Annotated in this window: 4 protein-coding genes; 3 read left to right on the plus strand and 1 reads right to left on the minus strand. The window is 64.4% G+C overall.

What is annotated here, in order from left to right; genetic code table 11:
- Positions 1 to 93: 93 nt before the first annotated feature.
- Complete coding sequence (locus OO306_RS27505; protein WP_027595045.1) at positions 94 to 861, minus strand: FCD domain-containing protein; 768 nt, start codon at positions 859 to 861, stop codon at positions 94 to 96.
- A 254-nt stretch (positions 862 to 1,115) separates the two neighbouring features.
- Between OO306_RS27505 and OO306_RS27510 the strand changes: the two genes are divergently transcribed.
- The 3 genes from OO306_RS27510 (at position 1,116) to OO306_RS27520 (ending at position 6,883) form a co-directional block, all read left to right on the plus strand.
- On the plus strand, positions 1,116 to 2,786 hold the full coding sequence (locus tag OO306_RS27510) for a lactate permease LctP family transporter (RefSeq protein ID WP_027595046.1): 1,671 nt from the start codon (positions 1,116 to 1,118) through the stop codon (positions 2,784 to 2,786).
- Positions 2,787 to 2,849: 63 nt separating this feature from the next.
- A complete protein-coding gene (gene lldD, locus OO306_RS27515) occupies positions 2,850 to 3,995 on the plus strand; it encodes an FMN-dependent L-lactate dehydrogenase LldD (protein ID WP_265970349.1) in 1,146 nt (381 codons plus the stop codon).
- 77 nt (positions 3,996 to 4,072) lie between these two features.
- Complete coding sequence (locus OO306_RS27520; protein WP_265970350.1) at positions 4,073 to 6,883, plus strand: FAD-binding and (Fe-S)-binding domain-containing protein; 2,811 nt, start codon at positions 4,073 to 4,075, stop codon at positions 6,881 to 6,883.
- Positions 6,884 to 7,253 lie beyond the last annotated feature (370 nt).

Raw genomic sequence — 7,253 nt, forward strand, 5'->3', positions numbered from 1 at the left:
GCTCCCACAGTTAACCCACTGCCTTCAAATTCGGTGGGTTACGTGTGGGAGCGGGCTTGCCCCGCGAAGAGGCCCGTGCTGCAAATGCAAACTTCAGCGCCCGCTGCGCCGCTCCGCCCGCGCCACGCGCTGGGCTTCTTCGTGCGCCTCCTCCAGCACCTCCTGCACATACAAAATGTGCCGGCTGGAAACCTCCCGCGCCTCCTCCGCCCTGCCCTCGACAATCGCCAGGTAAAGCTCCCGGTGCTGACTGATCAGCATGTCCCGCGTTTCAGTCCGCTGCTGGTACATGCCACCGATATTGGTCACCACGTTCCGCTTTAGCAGGTCGAACAAACCGCGGATGGTATGCAGCAAGACCGCGTTATGGCTGGCCTCGGCTATCGCCAGGTGGAAGCGCGCGTCAGCGGCGCCCTCCTCTGCCCGAGTCACTTCGTCAACGCGGGTGTAGCAGTCCTGCAGCGTGTCAAAAGCCTCTTTCAGCCGTGCACGGTCAGGCTCGGTGGCGCGCTGGGCCGCGTAATACGCGCAGGACGCCTCAAGGGTATGGCGAAATTCGAGCAGGTCGCGCTGCGCTTCAGGGCTGTGCTCAAGCAGCTGCAACAGCGGGTCGCTGAACGTCGACCCCAGCGATTCGGCAACAAAGTTGCCACCGCCCTGGCGGCTGATCAGCAGCCCCTTGGCCACCAGCTTCTGAATCGCCTCACGCAGTGACGGGCGCGACACACCGAACTGTTCGGCCAGAACGCGCTCAGCCGGCAAGCGCTGGCCCGAGGTCAGCGTGCCTTCGAGAATCATCCCTTCCAACCGATCGACGATGTCGTCGGACAGGCGCCGTTGGCGGACCTGATCAAAAACCATCACATGCTCTCCACAAACCCCCGGCAAATTTCAGGGGGCCCTATTCTCGCCGATCCGCGCCGCGCACACACCCATCACCCTGGGTTTTTCCAAGGCCATCAGACGCCCACTCATCGGCACGCGACCAAAGTTTTGTGTCGGACAAATTGACACACCCACGACAGCGCTTTTAACCTAGCGACCAGTCATTGTAAATTGGTCTTACCAATTATCCAATGCCAGTGCTGACCAACAACAATTAGGGGCCACCCCATATGCAAACCTGGCAACAACTCTATAGCCCGCTTGGTAGTCTTGGCCTGTCCGCACTGGCGGCGGTCATCCCTATCGTGTTCTTCTTCCTCGCCCTCGCCGTGTTCCGCCTCAAAGGCCACGTCGCCGGCAGCATCACCCTCGCGCTGTCGATCCTGGTGGCGATCTTCGCCTTCCAGATGCCTGTCGACATGGCCTTCGCCGCCGCGGGTTATGGCTTCCTTTACGGCCTCTGGCCGATTGCCTGGATCATCGTTGCCGCGGTGTTCCTGTACAAACTCACGGTCAAGAGCGGCCAGTTCGAAGTGATCCGCAGCTCGGTGCTATCGATCACCGACGACCAGCGCCTGCAAGTGCTGCTGATCGGCTTCTGCTTCGGTGCCTTCCTCGAAGGCGCGGCCGGCTTCGGCGCCCCGGTGGCCATCACTGCCGCACTGCTGGTGGGCCTGGGCTTCAACCCGCTGTACGCCGCCGGCCTGTGCCTGATCGCCAACACCGCGCCGGTCGCCTTCGGCGCGCTGGGCATCCCGATCATCGTGGCCGGCCAGGTCACCGGCATCGACGCCTTCCACATTGGCGCCATGACCGGCCGCCAACTGCCGCTGCTGTCGCTGTTCGTGCCGTTCTGGCTGGTGTTCATGATGGACGGCCTGCGCGGCGTGAAAGAAACCTGGCCCGCCGCCCTGGTCGCCGGCCTGAGCTTCGCCGTTACCCAGTACTTCACCTCGAACTTCATCGGCCCAGAGCTGCCGGACATCACCTCGGCCCTGGCCAGCCTGATCTGCCTGACCCTGTTCCTCAAAGTCTGGCAGCCCAAGCGCTCGTTCGCACAAGCCAAGGGCAGCGTCGGCGCCGCCGTCGTGCAGTCCGGCGGCAGCCAGCCAAGCCCTTACAGCTTCGGCGAGATCTTCAAGGCCTGGTCGCCGTTCCTGATCCTCACCGTGCTAGTAACCATCTGGACCTTGAAGCCATTCAAGGCCGCATTCGCGCCGGGCGGTGCGATGTACAACTTCGTGTTCAACTTCGCCATCCCGCACCTTGACCAACTGGTGATCAAGACCGCGCCGATCGTGGCCGCGCCAACCGCCATGCCAGCGGTGTTCAAGCTCGACCCGATCTCCGCCACCGGCACCGCGATCTTCCTCTCGGCGCTGATCTCCATGGCGGTGCTCAAGATCAACTTCAAAACTGGTCTGACCACTTTCAAAGAGACGTTCTGGGAACTGCGCTGGCCGATCCTGTCGATCGGCATGGTGCTGGCCTTCGCCTTCGTCACCAACTACTCGGGCATGTCCTCGACCATGGCCCTGGTCCTGGCCGGCACCGGCGCCGCGTTCCCGTTCTTCTCGCCGTTCCTCGGCTGGCTGGGCGTATTCCTGACAGGCTCGGACACCTCGTCCAACGCCCTGTTCAGCTCGCTGCAAGCCACCACCGCACACCAGATCGGGGTCAACGACACCCTGCTGGTGGCCGCCAACACCAGCGGCGGCGTGACCGGCAAGATGATTTCGCCACAATCCATCGCCGTGGCCTGCGCCGCCACCGGCCTGGTGGGCAAGGAATCCGACCTGTTCCGCTTCACCGTCAAGCACAGCCTGTTCTTCGCCACCATCGTGGGCCTGATCACCCTGATCCAGGCTTACTGGCTGACCGGCATGCTGGTTCATCACTAAAGTGAAAGGGGCCGGGCGCCACGCTGCGCCCGGCATTCCCCTCAAGCAACGCTGCGAGAATCCATGATCATTTCCGCCTCTACCGACTATCGCGCCGCGGCCCAACGCAAGCTGCCCCCCTTCCTCTTCCACTACGCCGACGGCGGCGCCTACGCCGAGCACACGTTGCGCCACAACGTCTCGGACCTGGCCAGCATCGCCTTGCGCCAGCGCGTATTGAAGAACATGTCCGAGCTCAGCCTGGAAACCCAGCTGTTCGACGAAACCCTGAGCATGCCCGTGGCCCTGGCCCCGGTCGGCCTGACCGGCATGTACGCCCGCCGTGGCGAAGTCCAGGCCGCACGCGCCGCCGCAGCCCACGGCATCCCGTTCACCATGTCGACGGTGTCGGTGTGCCCGATCGAGGAAGTCGCCCCAGCCATCAACCGGCCGATGTGGTTCCAGCTGTACGTGCTCAAGGACCGCGGCTTCATGCGTAATGCCCTGGAGCGGGCCAAGGCGGCCGGGGTCAAGACCCTGGTGTTCACCGTCGACATGCCCGTACCCGGCGCCCGCTACCGCGACGCCCACTCCGGCATGAGCGGCAAAAACGGGCCGATGCGCCGCGTGCTACAAGCCATGACTCACCCTGAATGGGCGTGGGACGTCGGCGTGATGGGCCGCCCGCATGACCTCGGCAACATCTCCAAATACCGTGGCAACCCCACGGGCCTGGCCGACTACATCGGCTGGCTGGGCAACAACTTCGACCCGTCGATCTCCTGGAAAGACCTGGAGTGGATCCGCGACTTCTGGGAAGGCCCGATGATCATCAAGGGCATCCTGGACCCTGACGATGCCCGCGACGCGGTCAAGTTCGGTGCCGACGGCATCGTCGTGTCCAACCACGGCGGCCGCCAGCTCGACGGCGTGTTGTCCAGCGCCCGCGCCCTGCCGGCGATTGCCGACGCGGTGAAAGGCGACCTGAAGATTCTCGCCGACTCCGGCATCCGCAGCGGCCTCGACGTGGTGCGCATGATCGCCATGGGCGCCGACACAGTGCTGATCGGCCGCGCCTTCCTCTGGGCCCTCGCCGTGCATGGCGAAGCCGGGGTGAAGAACCTGCTCGAACTGTTCGAGAAAGAAATGCGCGTGGCCATGGTGCTGACCGGTGCCAAGTCGATCAGCGAGATCACCCGCGACTCGCTGGTCCGCGAACTGGGCGCCTGAACGCGCCCCCACGAAACACCGCCTGATTGACCGGGGCATGCGGCGCACCAGACGCCGTGGCCCCGCGAGGAGATTGCATGAGCCTGCCCGCTGCGTTCCTGCGTGATGTCGAGCGCCTGATACCTGCCGAACGCCGTTTCGATGACCCGACCTCCACCCTGGCCTTTGGCACCGATGCCAGCTTCTATCGGCTGATCCCCAAGCTGGTGGTGCGCGTCGAGTCTGAAGACGAAGTGGTCGGCCTGCTGCAGCTGGCCCAGCGCGAGCGCGTGCCGGTGACCTTCCGCGCCGCCGGCACCAGCCTGTCTGGGCAGGCCATCAGCGACTCGGTACTGATTGTGCTCGGCGACAACTGGAACGGCCGCGAGATCCGCGGCCAGGGTGAGCAAATCCGCCTGCAGCCCGGCGTCATCGGCGCCCAGGCCAACGCCTGGCTGGCCCCCTATGGCCGCAAGATCGGTCCAGACCCCGCCTCGATCAACGCCTGCAAAATCGGCGGCATCGTCGCCAACAACGCCAGCGGCATGTGCTGCGGCACTGCGCAAAATACCTATCACACCCTGGCCGGCCTGCGCCTGGTACTGGCCGACGGCACCCGCCTGGACAGCGAAGACCCGGCCAGCGTCGCGGCCTTCGAGCACAGCCATGCCAACCTGCTGGAAGCCCTGGCCCGCCTGGGCCGCGAAACCCGCGCCAACACCGAGCTGGCAGACCGCATCCGCCACAAGTACCGGCTGAAGAACACCACCGGCCTGTCGCTCAATGCGCTGGTGGACTACGACCAGCCACTCGATATCCTGCAGCACTTGCTGGTCGGGTCTGAAGGCACGCTGGGCTTCATCAGTGCCGTCACCTACGACACCGTGCCCGACCACCCACACAAGGCCAGCGCCTTACTGGTGTTCCCCAGCGTCGAGAGCTGCTGCCGCGCGGTAACCGTGCTCAAGCGCCAGCCCGTTTCCGCCGTCGAACTGCTCGACCGCCGCAGCCTGCGCTCGGTGCAAAACATGCCCGGCATGCCCCTGTGGGTAAAAGGCCTGTCAGACAATGCCTGCGCGCTGCTGATCGAATCCCGCGCTGCCAGCCAGACGCTGCTGCACGAACAACTGCACCACGTGATGGCGTCGATTGCCGACTACCCCCTGGAGCAAAAGGTCGAGTTCAGCGAAGACCCAGCGGTGTACAACCAGCTGTGGAAAATCCGCAAAGACACCTTCCCCGCCGTCGGCGCCGTGCGCCAGACCGGCACCACGGTGATCATCGAAGACGTCACCTTCCCCGTCGAGCAACTGGCCGAAGGCGTCAACCGCCTGATCCAGCTGTTCGACAAGCACCACTATGACGAGGCGATCATTTTCGGCCATGCCCTTGAGGGCAACCTGCACTTCGTCTTCACCCAAGGCTTCAACAGCCCCGAAGAAGTCGCGCGTTACCAAGCCTTCATGGACGACGTAGCCCAACTGGTGGCCGTGGAGTTCGGTGGCTCGCTGAAGGCCGAGCACGGCACCGGGCGCAACATGGCGCCGTTCGTGGAACTGGAGTGGGGCCATGACGCCTACCAGTTGATGTGGGCACTCAAACGCCTGCTCGACCCCAACGGCATCCTCAACCCCGACGTGGTGTTGAGCACCGATCCGGACATCCACCTGAAAAACCTCAAGCCCCTGCCGGCTGCCGACGAAATCGTCGACAAGTGCATCGAGTGCGGCTTCTGCGAGCCCGTGTGCCCCTCCAAAGGCCTGACCCTCAGCCCACGCCAGCGCATCGTCATGTGGCGTGATATCCAGGCCAAGAAACGCGCCGGCCTCGATACCCGCGAACTGCTCAAGACTTACCAATACCAAGGCCTCGACACCTGCGCCGCCACCGGCTTGTGCGCCCAGCGCTGCCCGGTCGGCATCAACACTGGCGAGCTGGTGAAGAAGCTGCGCAGCCAGGCCGCCGAGCACGAAAAAACCGCCGACTGGCTGGCCGACCATTTCCACACGGCCTTGAGTGGCGCCCGCCTCACCCTCACCGCCGCCAACACCGCCCGCAGGCTGCTCGGCGCCCCACGCCTAAGCCGCCTGACCGCATCGCTGAGCAACGCCAGCAACGGCCGGCTACCCCAGTGGACGCCCGCCATGCCCCAGCCGCTGCGCGCCATCGACTTCGGCCCAGCGAGCAACGACGCCCGCCCCCGCGTCGTGTACCTGGCCGCCTGCGTCTCGCGCGTGATGGGCCCCGCCTATGCCGACCGCGAACAAAGCTCACTGCTGGACAAGACCCGCGCCCTGCTGGAAAAAGCCGGTTACCAAGTCGTATTCCCCGACAACGCCGACAGCCTCTGCTGCGGCCAGCCGTTCGCCTCCAAAGGTTACCCAGAGCAGGCCGAGCACAAGCGCCAGGAACTGATCAACGCCCTGCTGCATGCCAGCCGCGGCGGCCTCGACCCGATCTACTGCGACACCAGCCCGTGCACCCTGCGCCTGGTGCAAGACCTGGGCGACACCCGCCTGGACCTGTACGACCCCGTGCGCTTCATCCGCACCCACTTGCTGGACAAACTGGAGTTCACCCCCCAAGAAGAGCCGGTGGCCGTGCACGTGACCTGCAGCACCCAGCACCTGGGCGAAAGCCAAGGGCTGATCGACCTGGCGCGGCGTTGCAGCAACCAGGTGGTGATCCCGGAAGGTATTCACTGCTGCGGGTTTGCCGGTGATAAAGGCTTCACCACGCCGGAGCTCAATGCCCACGCGCTGCGCAGCCTGAAGGATGCGGTGCAGTATTGCAGCGAAGGCATTTCCACCAGCCGCACCTGCGAAATCGGGTTGTCGAGCCACAGCGGCATCGACTATCACGGCCTGGTGTACCTGGTAGACCGCGTCACCCGCCCGCGCACAATCTAAAAGCGGGTGCGGCCATTGTAGAAGGGGGCTGCTGCGCAGCCCATCGCAGGCAAGCCAGCTCCTACAGGGCTGTGCAGCTCTCAAGACCGGTGCTATCCCCTGTGGGAGCTGGCTTGCCTGCGATGGGTCGCACAGCGACCCCACTGGCCTCAACTGACTAACATCATGGCTCGCGCGCCAGCCAACGCCCTGCTCATTACCTCTACCTCAGGGCTAACACTGCCCTTGAAAGCTGCACGCCCCCCTGTAGGAGCAACTGTCTTTGAGGATTTTTTTGAAGTTGGCCCCCGCTAGGCATAGCTTCGCCAGCGATACCACGTAGCGGTGTCGCTGGCGAAGCCCGCGTTTAGTAGATCAATCCTCGATTGCT

Origin of the sequence: Pseudomonas sp. DCB_AW (genome assembly GCF_026240895.1) — a bacterium.
Classification (GTDB): domain Bacteria; phylum Pseudomonadota; class Gammaproteobacteria; order Pseudomonadales; family Pseudomonadaceae; genus Aquipseudomonas; species Aquipseudomonas kermanshahensis.